At 45.2% G+C, this 15019-nt stretch carries 8 protein-coding genes; all 8 read right to left on the minus strand.

The genetic code is table 11. The annotated features are described in order from the left end of the window. Positions 1 to 76: 76 nt before the first annotated feature. The 8 genes from GTK07_RS09815 to GTK07_RS09850 all read right to left on the minus strand — a co-directional run bounded on the left by GTK07_RS09815 (position 77) and on the right by GTK07_RS09850 (position 14955). Positions 77 to 2776, minus strand: coding sequence for a DUF5695 domain-containing protein (locus tag GTK07_RS09815; RefSeq protein ID WP_163635076.1), 2700 nt, complete (start codon positions 2774 to 2776; stop codon positions 77 to 79). 82 nt (positions 2777 to 2858) lie between these two features. After that, a complete protein-coding gene (locus tag GTK07_RS09820; protein WP_163635077.1) occupies positions 2859 to 4556 on the minus strand; it encodes a DUF885 family protein in 1698 nt (565 codons plus the stop codon). Positions 4557 to 4652: 96 nt separating this feature from the next. Further along, a complete protein-coding gene (locus tag GTK07_RS09825; protein WP_235932760.1) occupies positions 4653 to 7730 on the minus strand; it encodes a beta-L-arabinofuranosidase domain-containing protein in 3078 nt (1025 codons plus the stop codon). A 24-nt stretch (positions 7731 to 7754) separates the two neighbouring features. Further along, positions 7755 to 10007, minus strand: a complete 2253-nt coding sequence (locus GTK07_RS09830) for a S9 family peptidase (RefSeq protein WP_163635078.1) — start codon at positions 10005 to 10007, stop codon at positions 7755 to 7757. A gap of 186 nt (positions 10008 to 10193) precedes the next feature. Then, on the minus strand, positions 10194 to 11435 hold the full coding sequence (locus GTK07_RS09835) for an NAD(P)/FAD-dependent oxidoreductase (protein ID WP_163635079.1): 1242 nt from the start codon (positions 11433 to 11435) through the stop codon (positions 10194 to 10196). Between the two features lie 15 nt (positions 11436 to 11450). Continuing rightward, positions 11451 to 12458, minus strand: a complete 1008-nt coding sequence (locus GTK07_RS09840; protein ID WP_163635080.1) for a 4-hydroxyproline epimerase — start codon at positions 12456 to 12458, stop codon at positions 11451 to 11453. Between the two features lie 53 nt (positions 12459 to 12511). Continuing rightward, positions 12512 to 14035 carry an aldehyde dehydrogenase (NADP(+)) gene (locus GTK07_RS09845; RefSeq protein ID WP_163635081.1) on the minus strand — a complete coding sequence of 508 codons (1524 nt, stop codon included), beginning with the start codon at positions 14033 to 14035 and terminating at the stop codon, positions 12512 to 12514. Beyond that, positions 14032 to 14955 carry a dihydrodipicolinate synthase family protein gene (locus GTK07_RS09850; protein WP_163635082.1) on the minus strand — a complete coding sequence of 308 codons (924 nt, stop codon included), beginning with the start codon at positions 14953 to 14955 and terminating at the stop codon, positions 14032 to 14034. The genes GTK07_RS09845 and GTK07_RS09850 overlap by 4 nt, the downstream gene beginning before the upstream one ends. Between the last annotated feature and the right edge of the window lie 64 nt (positions 14956 to 15019).

Consider the following 15019-nt stretch of genomic DNA (forward strand, 5'->3'; position numbering starts at 1 on the left):
TTGAATTGCAACTACACAAAAGCAACCCAAAAAGGCACAAAAGTATCGTTACAACCCTAATCCTCATGTCTGGCCGCTAAAGTTTGATTTGGATTTCTTTCTTGCCCAACTCAATTTCATAGGCGCCCCTTACCATTTTGTAAGGAAGTGTCACAGTCCCATCAACCCTTAGGTAGGCTACCGGTGTATGCTCGGTCTTATTATTCAGCGTTGCCATCACTTCACCCGTAACCAAGTTGTAGGATACTTTTTTAAAGGTTCCTGCATCCAAGGTCATCCAAAGGTTTTTTGGGGCAATGAATACCCTGGATTTGGCCGCAGTGGTAATTTCCATTTCTACCACATCCCCTTTTTGGGCAAGGTTCCCTCCAAAGGCCAGCCATCCCAAATGTTCATCTTTTACCAAATAGGAAGAGGTATTCACTGCATAGCCATAAAAACCGGAACCGTAATCCCCAGAAATGCCATCAATTTTGAGGGTCGACGGATAGGAATGGAAGGCTGCTGGACCAAAACCGTCTTGGGTAATGTTGGAAATACCTCCCAAAAGTCCACCGTAACCGACTCGCAACAAATACAAATCGTCCGGTTTTTTTCTGAATTGGTTCAGTACCGGGATGGCATTCAACGAGGAACCATAGTGATGGATCTGTCGTTCCACTCGAGAGGTTTCCCCTGCCTTTCCACCGTACAGAAAGTCCCAATATCTCCTTGCGTTGCCATTATAGCCCCAATGGGGCATGGTGGGCATATAGGCCAAAATGGCATTAAGGGTAATGAAAGCTTTTCGGTCAAACCCGAAATAATCGGACCACATGTACACTTCTTCCTGACCTGTGGAATCCCATGGCATTTCACTACCAAAAGGGTAGTCCAACGCCCGCCAGTGTTCGGCCCTTTCCTTCATTCTGTTCTCCAGATCGGTGGCCTCTTTGGTCAATCCTTCATTTTGCAAATCTTTCAGTATCAAAAGGAAAACAGATCCTTCCATTTGACCGAATTGGGCATAATAGGGTGCTTTTTCTACCATGGCCACACTGGTCTGGTAGGCATTTTCCAAATACCACTCCCAAGAATGGTTGTCCACCAATCCTTGATGGTAGCGGGCCAACCGGTACATCGTCCAATAAGCTGCGGCCACATGGGGGTAGTTGTACGATCGTCCTGGATCGTTGGCATGCTTGTGGTCCCACGCTGCCCAGGTATTATAGTTTATCTTTTCGTCATAAGTGCCTTTGGGAAGGGAATCAGGGGCATAATAGAACACACTCTTTTTTACCCCATATTTGTTCGGCCCTTCATTGTATTGGATGTTTCCCCAAAGGGTTTCATCCACAAAATGTTGCAGTTTTGCAATTTCTTCCCGATCGGGCTGAACCAATTGTTTCATAATGGCGGCCAACCAACTACCTGCACCACCTTCATCACTCAATCCGCTGATCCATGCCCTTCCATCTTTAGTAACCTGTTCCTTTTTCTCATAATCATAGGTGATGGGGGATGGATTTCTTCCAAAAGGATCGTTGGGATCATCGAACCATTGTTCGGTAGTCAAGAAATGGCCAAAATCTCGGATCACCTCGGATTCAGGTTTGATCACTTTATAATTTACGGTCTGTTGTACACCATCGGTATAGGTAATGGTAAGTCTGGCCCTACCCCATTTTTTGCCTTGGACCACATATCTTAGACTGCCGGATGGAGCTTTGCCATCGGGTTTGACCTCCAAAGCTCCCTTCGGTTCAACCATCAAAGAGGCAATTTCATTTTTATATTGAATGAAAAGCTGGCCCTTTATATCTTGAGGCAACACGTACCCAGGCACACCAACGGCAACCGGTAGCTCTTCCTGCACCAAGGTTTCTTGAATGTTCTTAATCCCTTCGGACAAGACCAGTTTGAAGGAAAAGTTCTTGGATTCCCTAGGTTTTAAGACAATAGAGGTTGGTTCATTCCACTGCTCCACCCCTTTCCATTCGTTATCTGCATAAGCCTTGCTGTATACCATCCACTCATGAAAACCTTCAAACACAATGCTCTTCGGGGTGGGGTCGTCCAATAAAGGTCGGTAAGCTTCAAAAGCCATGTTTTCTTTCGGCAATACCAAAAGGGCCGGTCCTCTTCCGCTTAAACGTTTTACTTCCAGATACCCGGCATCTTTTCCCATATAGGGATCGAAGAACACATTTTGGGCATGGGTCTCCACAAGCGACTTGCCTTCCAGAATGTTATTGAAGATCATCGGGATACCCAATGCTCCAATTTCAATAGGCGCACCCGACTTGTTTGTAATTTCAAAACGTATGACCAGCTTGTCGTTATCCAATTCGTAATAGCGTTTTACCGAAACCGGAATATCGGATGGCAGGGTATTGGCCAAATCGGCGGCGGCCAATATATTTCCAGAGGTTGACAAAGGAGTGACTGTAGCCCGGTGATATGCAGTGGAATACTTTTTCCACTCGTCATTGGCTTCCTTGATTCTAAGATTGATGTCTCCCAAATGATACAGACTATCCTTGTCCCTAATTTCCAATCGGTCACCTGGAGTGAAATCAAAATAAGGTTCTTTGACTGGGTTCAAAGCGGCAACGGTTTGGGAAGCTCGCACCAATTTCAACCTGAAATCCGGCGTTTCAAATTTTTGATATACATCGGAAACCCCCAAGGTGGATTCCCTCTTTTCAACGCGACTCCAATAGGTCTGTTGCGCTTGTGCTTCAGGTAATATGATGGCGCATAGAAGGACAGCCATCCAAAGTTTGATATGCTTCATTTTGGTTGTTTGTTCTGTTTTGATAGTAAAGGAATGGACAATCGGTTCTGTCCAGTACAATTCATCTATTCTGTCATCATTGCTACTTGAACTGAGTGGAGAATTTCCACTTGGTCTTGTAATTTTTGTTCAAGGGAAGATCTTGTAACAAGCTTCGCAATAGTTCAATGGGCATCCTACCTTCCTGCATCACCCTGTCATGGAACTGTTTCTCCGTCCAACCCTTTTCCAACATCTCATTTCGGAGCGCATAAAACTGCAGGCCACCCATCATATAGGCCAATTGGTACAAAGGCGGATAATTGGTAGTGAAGGAACGGCGCACCTCGGCTTCTGCATTGGCATACTCGTGCCCTACTTGATCCACCAATAGATCGATACATTCCTGCGGGGTCATTTCACCCAAATGGAATTTTAAGGAGAAGATGATCCGCGCACAACGGTGGATCCTCCAAAAAAGCATGCCCATTTTTTGCTCGGGTGTTTGTGGAAAATCCTTGTTCCAGAGAATGATTTCCCAGTACAGTGACCAACCTTCTGTCCAAAATGGAGTGGAAAAGGGTCTTCTGTAGCTCTTGTGCCTACTGGTCATAAAGTACTGCAAATTATGGCCCGGCAACAATTCATGCTGTACCGTGGGAAACGAAAAATTGGGGTTATTGCCACGCATACTCATCAATTTATCGTCATGATCCATGTCCAAAGTAGGATACGAGATGATGATATCCCTTCCTCCCAAAAAGAAAGGGTTCACTTTTTGGCGCTCCGGACTCATCATTTCCATGCCCCATGTTTCCTTGGCCAATTCTGGTAAGGTTATCAAATCCCTTTCCTCTATGAATTTCACGGAATGGGAATACAGGTCCATGATGGCCTGGGGTTGATCCCCGGCTGGCACATAGGTGTTCTTCACATGTTCCAAAGCAGCTTTCCAGTCGTCACCGTAACCCAATTCGCGTGATGCCTTGATCATCTCGCTTTTGCACCACGCAAATTGTTCTTCTGCCGTCTTGATGAGTTCTGCAGGGGTGTAAGGTATGAACTCCATGGCCAAACTTTCCTTGAGGGCCGCCTCACCAATAGGTTTCCCTATGATTCCGCTTCCATCATCCTTAACACTGTTCTGTGAATAGTTGTTTTTGAGGAACTCGGCATAGGTAGTAAGCTCTTCATTGATTTTTTTGTATGGCTCCTTCACCCACCAGGTAAAATTCGGGTCGTAAGCGTAGTAGAAATTATAGGCTTCTTCCAGTCCTTTTTGAAGAGATACCACCACTCCCGAAGCCTTGTCGGCCGTTTGCCAATCTTTGAAAGGTTTGGATTTCCAAGCTTCAGTATCAGCAGCTATGGTCTTTGATGCATTTTGAAGAATCTGTGCTAAATTTTTAGCATCGGGTCTTTTCCCTCTTCTTCTTTCCTTGATGAACGGGTAGATATCCTTGGCAAATGCCGCTACTTGCTCTACTTGTTTGAATTCATCATAATCCTGGTTTAAAAAATAGGACCCCTTGGTCACTTGGTTCTTCAACAACACATAATCCACCTTTCCCTGTTGTGAGAGCCCGTCAAAATCCACGGCGTCCATCTTTTTCTCCCAATCAGAATAAAAAGTTTTGAACCTTTGATAATATTCTTGGGATTCGTGGACATTGTAGGTACGGTTCAACGCCCAATTGTCCGCTTCGAACTCCGTCACAATGTCGGCCAATTTACTGTTCTGTGCCGAGGCAAGGGTACCCATCAAGGCAATTGCCAAAGTCCCGATTTTCTTTAAACCCATTTTGATCATGTTTGTGTTGGTTTTTTGGGATACACCTTGGGTGCATCTATTGGTCTTCCAAGGTATTAAATTGTTGTCTCTTTTTCTTGCTGATACTTATTTTAGGGTTACATCCAAATACACGGAATGCCTTCCATAGGTTTCATAAAAGGGTTTAAAAACCACCCCATCAATGGTGAACTCCAATTTCTGGGGATTCCCTTGTATGGTTTTTCCAAGATCCTCGGCGTCCAGGGTTACTTTACGCCAATCATTTCTTGCCTCCGGTTCTTGGGCCGCCAACAAAATGGGACCATAAAATAGGCTGGCAATGTTCTGTTGGTCCATCACAGAATTCAAATGAAACTGAAATGGCATCTGAATGTCGACGGTATCCCCGTTTTTCCAATTTCGGGACAAAGTCAGGTAAGTTCCAGGTTGGGCCGATACTTTCTCTTCCTTACCATTGATCTTTACATAAAACCCTTTGGTGGCCCATTGGGGTACGCGAACGTTAAGGTCGAACTTTCCTTTTCCTTTTACAATCAATTGTGTATGATCTTCCTTCGGGAAAGTGGTTTTCTGTTCCACGATGATATTCCTTTCTTTCCATTGCAAGGTAGATGGAACAAACAGGTTCACATACAATGCCTTATGATCGTGACTTTCAAAATAGATGGAATTCTGTAGTTTGGTACTGCTCTCCAAAGCAGTTCCATTACAACAAGTAAAACCTGACATATCTGCATTGCCAAACCTTTTCATGGAACCGGGTCGTAAAGACACATGGTAGGTATTGCCTGCATTGTCATCGGCCACGGAAGCAAGTATATGGTTGTAAAGTCCACGTTCATAATAGTCCATCAACTCGGTTCGCTGATCGAACATAAAGAGGTTGCGGGTCAACTTGAGCATGTTATAGGTGGCACAGGTTTCGTTCTGCCCACCTGCGGAAAACCCATTTTCATACAAGGTAGCAGGTTGACTTATGAAACATTCCGCATTGGTAGGATTACGGGCACCGGCCACTCCCCCAATGCTGTACATGTAATCATTCTTGGCCTTATACCAAAAATTGTCCGCTACTCGGAAGTATTCGGGTAATTCGGAATCGCGATAAATTTCTAGGGCTCCCATAATCTGTGGGATGTGTTGGTTGGCATGTAGGCCTCTAAAGGAATCCACATTTTTTGCCAATCCGTGTGAATGTTCTGCATCACCAAAGAACACCTTGATGTTATCGAACAATTGTGCCACCTCCAAATAGCGGTGTTCATTAGTGATTCGATACAAACGTGCCATGGCTTCGTTCATCCCTCCAAATTCTCCAGCAATATAGGTATTCCACATGCTGATAAGGGTATCTTTTGGCACTTGGCTCAAACGGGCATAAACCCAGTTTCCCATTCCCTTGGCGATATCCAAGGCCTTTTGGTTACCGGTCACTTCATAGATATCCATCAACCCGGCCAAAATCTTATGCAAGGTGTAGTATGGAGCCCACACTTGGTTTTTTTGGGTACCATACTTGGCCCCACCTTCCAACATGATGAACTGATCGGGAGGATAGGCACTGATGAATCCTTCTCCCCAGTTCCAATAATCGGTACGTATACCACTCTCGCTCAGATCGGAATCAAACCCTTCCCTACCAGCACCAGGGGGCACCTCAGTGGGATTGGAAACGTATGGACCACCTGCTTCCTTTGCATGCCCAGAAAGTTGGGAAAGCCCATAAAGGGTATTCACCATATAATCCATTTTTTGAGCAAAATTGGCATGTAAATTTTTGTCATATCCCGTACTGGCGTAGGCTTGGGCTATGGCCGTGAGATAATGGCCGGTGGCATGGCCACGCAACTTGGTCTCTTGACTGTCCCAAACGCCCAACGGGGTTGCTCCTTCAGGTTGTGGTTGGCCAAAAGCATTTCGAAACATATAGAGAAAATTATCAGGATTGGTCTGCGCCAAGGTATTGATGAACTTGTCCCTGTTCTCTATGAATTTTGTTTGATTTCCCAAGGCATCATAATCCAGAGAAACATCCTCCAATTCAAATGCTTCCAAGTTTTGATGGGGCGTACCTCCAGTTTCACCATTTTTAACGGTGATAATCGCTTTGGGTTGAAAATTGGTTCCGGCCACTTTTCCTATCACCTCATATGTGCCGGGTTGTTGAACACTGGAATTATCGGTTGGGGATGGCCACAATACCCTAACTTCCGGACCTTGCACACCATCTTTATAAGTACCCTTCACATAACGTGGTAACCTAGGAAGGTAGCCCACCACGGTCTCTACCTCTACATTTGGGACTCCAGTCAAGTATGTATTGTACAGTTGCGGGTTGCTCGGCTCAAATTGGGGCAGGTTGTCCACGGGTTTTTCTCTTTTGACCACTTCATCACCTCCCTTTAAGGCTATATACCGAATCCTTTCTATCTGCTGTTCACTTAAGGGGATTCTGTACAATCTGAAATCATGGATCTTTGCATTGAGAAATGGATTGCCCGATGCAATGGATCTTCCAATGTAAAGCTGGTTTTCATGTGTAAACAACTCTTTCAACTCCATTTCCATGTGCTCCACCTTTCCCACTTGCTTCCCATTGATGTAGATTCCCATGGTTTTCGAAGGAATGTCAAGGACCACCGCCAAGTGCACCCATTGGTTTGTCTCTATTTTAATATCGTTGGAAAGGGCCACATATTTCTGCTTGCCATTTTGAATGATCTGTGCCTGGTAGCCTTCCTTTTTCTTGGTTCCAAAAGGAGATACAAAAAAATGGGTCCTATCATCCTTGCCAAAATCAAAAAGGGTCTGACCCATTTGCTCGGAGCTGAAATTGACCCATGCGGTAATACTTAAAGATTCTTCACCTTCTATTGCCTCACCCGAAATGGAAACATAGGTCTTGTCATCTCCAGGCAACAAAAGCACTTTACCAAACTTTTCGTCATCTTCAAACTTGGCGTTGGGACCATAAATCCTGCCATGTAGATTGTTCCGGGACCAATCCTTGGCATCCCCGTTGAAGATATATCGGGCTATCATTCCCGTTTCGCCGATACCATCCAATATTTGGTTACCGCTTTGGCCCACCATTGTTGACATCCCCACAACAAGGCCCAACATGGTGAAGTAAAATCGTTTGATCATTTTCATTTCTGATGCCATTACTTTTATTCTGAACATTTCCAGTTCAATTATAGTTTTTAATTAATTATAGACTTCTTCCCAAGAAGGAGGGGTAACCCCCAAAAGATGTTCCACGAAAAAATCCTTGCGTTTTCGCTCCCCAAAATCGCCTCCAGAGGAGTGGCCCATACCCGGAATGGTAACCAACTCAAAATCCTTGTTGGCCTTAATCAGGGCATTGGCAAATTGCATAGTGGTTGCTGGATCCACGTTATCGTCCACCTCTCCCAAGATGAGCATTAAATCGCCACCCATTTGGGCCGCATTTTCCACATTGGAACATGCCGCATAATGGGGTCCGACGGGATAGCCCATAAATTGTTCGTTCCACCAGATCTTGTCCATTCTGTTGTCATGGCAGCCACAGGAAGAAACGGCCACATCGTAAAAATCCGAATTGAATACCAAGGCGGCAGCGGCGTTCTGTCCACCTGCCGATGTTCCAAAAATTCCCACGTTGTCCGCATTCATGTATGGGTATTTTTTGGCGGCGGCCTGGATCCAAAGCTTGCGATCGGGAAAACCTCCATCCTTCAGGTTCTTCCAACAAACGTCATGAAAGGCCTTGGAGCGGTTGGATGTTCCCATTCCGTCAATCTGAACCACAATAAAACCCAACTCTGCTATTGAGGACATGGACCAGTAGTAGGCCCTAAAATCCTTTGGCACAAACGAACTATGAGGCCCTGCATAAATATACTCGATTACAGGATAGGTTTTGTTGGGATCAAAAGAGGTGGGGCGAATAATGACACCCCAGATGTCGGTTTTTCCGTCACGCCCCTTTGCCGTGAAGACTTCGGGAGCAATCCATCCTTCCTTAAGCAAAGCAGCATGATCCGCCTGTTGCAAGGTCTTCATGTTTTTATTCCCTTGGGCCGATTTCAATACGGTCATAGGTGGTGTGTCAACCCTGGAATACTGATCCACATAATACCTGTAGTCCTCGGAAAAAGTTACGTCATGGTTACCATCTTCCTTGGTGAAACGGATAAAATTCTTTCCATCAAAATCCACCTTGCAATAATGGATAAAATAAGGGTCCTGGTCTTTGTCCAACCCACTGGCCGTGAAGTAGACCTCCCTTTTTTCCTCATCTACATGAACAACCTTGCGCACCACCCATTCCCCTTTGGTAAGCTGCTTTTTCACCTGTCCGGTTTTACCATCGTACAGATAAATATGGTTCCAGCCATCCCGTTCCGATGTCCAGATGATTTCTTGTCCATCCTTAACATCATACCGGTATTTTTTGCTACTGTAATCGATAAAGGTGTTGCTGGTCTCATTCACCAGCACCTTCACTTTTCCTGTGGAAGCATCTACTTCTATAATTTTGTAGGCTTGATGTCCCCTTTGATTGTATTCGAAGGTAAAGGCACGGCTATCTTCCCGCCAATCCATATTGTTCAGACCAAACTGATGGTTAAACTCGTTGGTGGGTATTTCAATATGCTTTTTGGAATCCACCAAAAACAGTTGTGGACTTTTAAACGGCAATTCGTCACCAGGTTTTAAATAGTCCCTGGATTGCAATTTGGGCTGAAATTGATCTGTTGGGCTAGATTCCACAAAATAGATTTTGCGATCGTCCCCAGGCCGGACTTTGTACGCCATGATCTTCTTGCCATCAGGTGACCATTTTAGGTAGGTTGAATAGAAAAACCCGGGTGCCCCATCGTAACTCAACTGGGTTTCCTCTCCCGATTTGTTCTCCTTGATATAAACGTTACTGTTTTTGATAAAGGCCGTCATGGTAGAATCCGGTGAGACTACCGGTGGATTCTTGGTTTCATCGAACCTACTTCCCCAATAACCCCGCTCCCAACCTTTCTTTTCTTCTATGGTATCAAGTGCGGTCAAACTATTGGAGCCCGGCAAATAGGAAAGTCTTTTTCCATTGAACACCAATTTGATTTCCCTGAAGCTGGCATCAAAATCCAATTCAGTGATTTCCATATTATCGGAGTCCACGTCCTTATCTAATTGGTCGGTAAGCAATTTGGCCAACGCCACTTGATCAAAACACTTTTTCTGGATACCGGTCGTAGGATCTACCCACAAATATTCCTTTCCTTGAGACGTATTGTTTACATACCAAAGTAGATTGTTGGGTAGCCAGTGAAATTCAGAAGGGGTATTGAACACTTTATTCCGAAATAGGGAGTCCAAGGCAATGGCCTTTTTATATTCCTTTACCGTTCCCTGCCCAAATGCAGCTCCAAAGGTTATAAGTATAAAAAGTACACTTATTTTTTTGACAAAAGATCTCATAACTTAAATAAGCCTAAAACTAGAGATAATCTCCTTTGATTTACCCTTTCATATTACCACAAACCAATACTATATTACCCTTAACATCCTACAATGGGCAAAAAAATACGGATAATTGGTCAAGTGATATGAAATATCGGCTTCTATAAAGGTCAGAATAGCATGGGACAAATTGAAATGGCGGTGTTAATATCTATCGGGGGATATCGGGTCAAGATTGATTGAAGTAGATCTATTGTCAATTTCATCGGCAATCAATTTACCGGTTATGGGGCCAAGGCTCCATCCCATCATGGCATGCCCAGCGGCTATGGTCAAATTGGAATATTTGGATGTTCTACCAATGAAGGGCAGACCGTCAGGTGATACCGGTCTTAACCCAGAGGTAGCATTTTGCTTTTCATTTTCATTGATTTCCACTTCCCGATAATGTTCCTTGACTGCATTGGCCAAGGCATTCACACGCTCTTTGCGAACGGTGCTATTGTTGCCCGAAAATTCCATGGTTCCCGCAAAACGGGTAAAACCTTCCATTGGGGTAATGGCGGCTCTGGCATCCACCAAAATGGTGGGCAATGTAATTCCCGTTGGACGGTGCACATCCATACTATAACCTTTTCCCCCTTGGATGGGTATGTTCAGTTTTAAGGATTTTGCCAACTGGGAGGTCCAACTTCCACTGGCCAACACAAACGCATCGGCCTCAAAAACGGAATCCTGGGTTTTCACCGCGCTTATGCAATTCCCATCTAACAAAAAACTATCCACGGCCTGGTTGTATTCAAAAATAACACCTTTTGATTTCAACCAAGTTTTCATACCCTTCATGAATTGATTGGGAGTCATGTGGGCATCACATGTGTAATGCACAGCACCCAACACCTTGTCCGATAACACAGGTTGGATTTTTTGCAATTCTTCCTTGGATAACACCACGGCGTCCAATCCCAATTTTATGGCTTTTTCGGCTACTTCATGCTCTTCATGTTCACTTTTGGCCGTACTGTATGCCATCAAAACACCTTTTCTCTCGTAGTGAAAAGCAAAATCAAGGTCGGCAACCATTTGCTCATACAGCTCCCTACTCTTCAGATTAAGTTCCTTGATTATGGGAACGGCCCTCTTTACTTGCGAAGCCGTGGCGGCTTTCTTAAAAAGCAAGGCCCATTTGAAGAATTCCATATCCCATCTCGGTTTGACGTAAAAGGGACTGGAACCATTGAACATCCATTTGATGCCCTGGGTAATAATCCCTGGGGCGGCCAAGGGAATAAAATGGCTCGGTGTTATGTACCCTGCATTTATAAAAGAGGCTCCTGTGGATATATCCGTACGGTCCAAAACGGTTACCTGGTGCCCTCCCCTTACCAAATAATAGGCACTACAAAGCCCGGAGATACCACCTCCCACAACAACTATTCTCTTCATTTTTAGCTGATTACATCATAAAACCTGGAACCCGTGGGCGTAGGGGTCGTCATCATCTATGATGATGTTGTTATAGCCCGTTACCTGCGCCCAACCTTGAATGCTCGGAACGATCGCCTTCTTGTCGGCCAAGGTGGTTTCTTGTTCCACCCTACCCACAAACTTGCTCCCGATAAAACTTTCATGGATAAACGGTTCGCCCTGTTTCAACTTTCCTTTAGCATGCAGTTGTGCCATTCGGGCCGACGTACCTGTTCCGCAAGGAGAACGATCAATGGCCTTATCACCATAAAAAACGGCGTTCCTTCCTGAAGAGGTAGGATCAATGGGTTCACCCGTCCACAACATATGGCTTACATCGCGAATGGTGCTATTTTCTGGATGGATAAATAGGTCAGGATATTTTTCGTTGATACGCCTCCTCACCACTTGGGAGTATTGTATGATTTGGCCAGCCGTAAAATCCTGTACACCGCTAAAGTTTTCTTGTGGATCCACGATGGCGTAGTAGTTACCTCCGTAGGCCACATCAAAAGTGAGTTTACCCAACTCTGGACATTCCACTGTCAAATTTTCGGCGGCCAAATAGGATTTTACATTCACCAATCGCACCCAATCTACCTTTTTCCCGGTCTGTTGGTATTCAATTTCCACCAATCCCGCAGGGGCTTCCATTCTTATCTTACCAGGAATTTTTGGTGTGATGAGTCCTTCTTCTATGGCAATCGTAATAGTTCCAATGGTACCATGTCCGCACATGGGCAAACACCCAGAAGTCTCGATGAACAAAATGGCAAAATCATTTTGGGGATCATGCGGTGGGAAAAGAATGCTTCCACTCATCATGTCGTGCCCTCTTGGTTCGAACATGAGTCCTTTGCGGATCCAATCATATTCCTTTAGGAAATGCTGTCTTTTTTCACTCATGTTTGCGCCCAAAAGATTGGGACCTCCCCCTGCAACAACCCGCACGGGATTGCCACAGGTATGTGCATCTACACAAAAAAAAGTTTTTCTTGCCACTCGCAGGTCTTTAAAACTATCCTATTTTATGCAATATTCTCTTTAAGTGAACCTTACCCTTTTAAATGATCGGGCAATAATTCCTGTGGAAAGGACTGATAACTCACCGGTCTCACCCATCTTTTAATGGCATGGATACCTACCGCCGTAAACCTTGAATCGGTAGATGCGGGATAGGGACCTCCATGCTGCATGGACGGGCACACCTCTACCCCGGTTGGGACACCGTTATAGATAATCCGGCCCACCCTATTTTGAAGGGTATCCACAAGTTCGATCAAATCCATGTCATCATCCTTCTCGGCAATGATAGTACCGGTCAATTGGCCTTCCAAACCTTCAATGATCTGAAGAAGCTCTGCTTCGTTTTTGCATTGGACCACCATGGAAAAAGGTCCGAAGACCTCTTGGTGCAATTTTGGATTGGCCAAAAAATCGGCTCCCGAAACCGTGGCGACGACCGATGCTGCATAATTGGGCTCCAATGTTCCTTCTACCTTCCCCACAACGGTTACCCCACTTTGCGAGGTGACATTCTCTCCCTTCTTTTCGTACCCACTTTTGATGTTGGGGTGCAACATGCATTGGGGATCTAGGGCGATGGTCTCCTTGGCCAGTTCTTGGATAAACTCTTGGGTATGGTAACCTTGGACCGTTAGCAACAAACCGGGATTGGTACAAAACTGACCTGTACCCAAAGTGATGGATCCTGCATAGGTCTTGGCTATTTCCGATGCCCTTTTGGCCAAAGCATTGGGCGTAATGATCACTGGGTTGATACTCCCCATTTCCGCAAATACCGGAATCGGTTCCTCCCTTTTGGAAGCTAGGTCGAACAACGCCCTGCCACCAGCAATACTTCCTGTAAACCCAACAGCCTTAACTTTCGGATGGTTGACCAAATCCACGCCAGCTTGGATTCCACCATTGATACTGGAAAACACTCCTTTCGGCATTCCTGTTTTTTCTGCCGCCTTTACAATGGCCGTAGCGACCAATTCAGAAGTACCGGCATGCATGGGGTGCGATTTTACGATAACCGGACAACCGGCAGCCAATGCACTTGCCGTATCGCCCCCTGCGGTAGAGTACGCCAAAGGAAAATTACTGGCCCCAAAAACGGCCACGGGGCCCAATGGGATCATGGTTTTTCTAATATCGTCCTTTGGAAGGGGTTTACGATCGGGTTGGGCGGCATCAAAAGTGTTCTCACGCCAATCCTCCTTGGCCACCAACTCGGCAAAGGTCCTTAGCTGGAAAACGGTTCGACCTCTTTCTCCTACGGCCCTACCTTCCGGTAACCCAGATTCCAACATGTACGTATCTACCAGTTCTTGGTCCAAAGCCAATATTTCATCGGCTATGGTATTTAAAAATTCAGCTCTTTTGGTACCCGACATTTTTCGGAAAACCTTGAAGGCTTCCCATGCCATGTCCACGGCTCCCCCTATTTCCTCTTTTGTGGCTTCCACAAAAATGGTAGGGTTCTCCATATTCAATTTTGGGTTGATGGTTCTGAATTCCACCTTGCCCTTTGCGATAAATTCTCCTGCGATACAGTTTTTACCTGTAATCATACTACACTTTTAAGGTTTTTATATTCGGGCAGTTCAGGTCTGGATGCCATGGCAGTCTCAATAACCTTGAGAACCCTTTCTCTTTCCTCTCCCTGAAGTGGCAATCTTGGTGCCCTTACATTTTCGGTACCGATGCCCGTGGCCACCTCGGCCAATTTAATGTTCTGTACCAATTGAGGGCTGATATCCAACTCCAACAAAGGCATGAACCATCTGTAAATTTTCAATGCCTCCTCAATCCTTCCGGCCTTTACCAATTCGTAAATGGCAACAGTTTCCGCAGGATAGGCACAAACCAGTCCGGCCACCCAGCCATCCGCACCAATGACCAAGCTTTCAAGACCCAATGTATCCACACCTGTAAAGACCTTTAAGCGGTCCCCGAACCTGTTCTGCAAACGGATAACATTGGTAATATCCCTTGTTGATTCCTTGATGGCCTGGATGTTGTCACATTCCAACAGTTCTTCCATCATGTCCAAAGTTACCTCTATTTTATAATCCACAGGGTTGTTATAGATCATAATGGGAAGTGAGGTGCTGTTAGCTATAGCCTTAAAATAGGCAACGGTTTCATAATCGGTGGCCTTGTATCTCATGGGCGGCAACAACATCAGTCCCTGTGCGCCTACTTGTTCCGCATGTTGGGCAACGGCAATGGCAGCCTTGGTACTCTGCTCCGCAATATTGATGATTACCGGAATCTTGCCTTCCACGATGGACAGGGAAGTTTTGATCAAGGTTTCTTTTTCATCCTGTTCCAAGGTACTGGCCTCACCCAGGGTTCCCCCCAAAATGATGCCATGAACACCAGCTTCCATTTGAGCCTTTACATTTTTCTCGAACATGGCAAGGTCCAATCGGTCCTCGCTAGTAAATTTAGTGGTTAAAGCAGGCATAACGCCTTCCCATTTAATCATAATAGTCAATTGTTTAGACTACAAAAGTAAAAAGAGTTGCCCGCAACAAATGTTCATATTATTA

It is taken from the genome of Flagellimonas sediminis (genome assembly GCF_010500845.1).
GTDB classification, from domain to species: Bacteria; Bacteroidota; Bacteroidia; order Flavobacteriales; family Flavobacteriaceae; genus Flagellimonas; species Flagellimonas sediminis.